The sequence below is a fragment of the Parachitinimonas caeni genome, from assembly GCF_030129945.1.
GTDB classification, from domain to species: Bacteria; Pseudomonadota; Gammaproteobacteria; order Burkholderiales; family Chitinimonadaceae; genus Parachitinimonas; species Parachitinimonas caeni.
This window is the reverse complement of the sequence record NZ_JARRAF010000250.1, coordinates 1-288: the sequence shown is the minus strand read 5'-3', so window position 1 is coordinate 288 and position 288 is coordinate 1. Positions and strand designations below refer to the sequence as shown.

Here is a 288-nt window from a genome sequence, read left to right as displayed (position 1 = left end):
GCCAGTTGGTCTGCGACCGACGTGCTGGCGCTACTGCGGCAATTGCCATGAGTAGTGCACTGAGTCCGGCCCAGGTCTTTCTGGCGGTCGAGCCGGTGGATATCCGGCTGGGGGTGGATGGCCTGTCACTGCGGGTGCAGCAGTCGCTGGGACGGATCCCGACCGATGGCAGTGCCTATGCCTTCCGCAACCGGGCTGGCAACCGGATCAAGCTGCTGGTGTGGGATGGCAATGGCGTCTGGCTCTGTGTCCGGCGACTGCACACGGGCCGCTTCGTCTGGCCGCAGA

General features: G+C 65.6%; 1 protein-coding gene. It reads left to right on the top strand.

The annotated features are described in order from the left end of the window. Positions 1–47: 47 nt before the first annotated feature. Positions 48–288: IS66 family insertion sequence element accessory protein TnpB (tnpB, locus tag PZA18_RS24550; RefSeq protein ID WP_284103504.1), on the top strand; the 241-nt coding region annotated here is incomplete at its 3' end.